Origin of the sequence: Stenotrophomonas sp. A3_2, from assembly GCF_036624925.1 — a bacterium.
Lineage (GTDB): Bacteria > Pseudomonadota > Gammaproteobacteria > Xanthomonadales > Xanthomonadaceae > Stenotrophomonas > Stenotrophomonas hibiscicola.
In genome coordinates this window covers 1-379 of sequence record NZ_JAZKVY010000165.1, presented here as the reverse complement: position 1 = coordinate 379, position 379 = coordinate 1, and the positions used below count along the sequence as shown (strand labels likewise).

The following is a 379-nucleotide window of genomic DNA, read 5'->3' as shown; positions in this document are numbered from 1 at the left end:
CGCGTCAGACATTCATCGGTGCCCAAATGGTCGGGGACGGCCTGCGTCGCAGCTTGACATCGGCGCGCCTTCCACGGCGGCGTTACGCCGTCAGGTCATGCCGGGCGGCGCTCGGCTAGCGCCAGACACGAGAAGGGCGCGGCGCCAAGTGGTCGGGCATGATCACCGGCCGCGTGGACGGCGATGGGCGCAGGTTCTGACGCCGTCCACGCAACTCGGTCAGGCTCCATGACCATCGGGCCGCGGGGCACCGGCCTGCTTCGTCCTTGGAGCGGTCGGCGAAGCCTCGCCAGCCATGTCAGTGCTTGCGGACGAATTCCGCGCGCAGGACCAAGCCCTTGATGCCTTCGTAGCGGCAGTCGATTTCCTGAGCGTCGCC

The 379-nt window shown here is 68.3% G+C and carries 1 protein-coding gene; it reads right to left on the bottom strand.

Features of this window, described 5'->3' with window-relative positions:
* Positions 1 to 298: 298 nt before the first annotated feature.
* Positions 299 to 364: a hypothetical protein gene (locus R5H29_RS22945; protein ID WP_407073521.1), complete on the bottom strand. Its 66-nt coding sequence runs from the start codon at positions 362 to 364 to the stop codon at positions 299 to 301.
* Between the last annotated feature and the right edge of the window lie 15 nt (positions 365 to 379).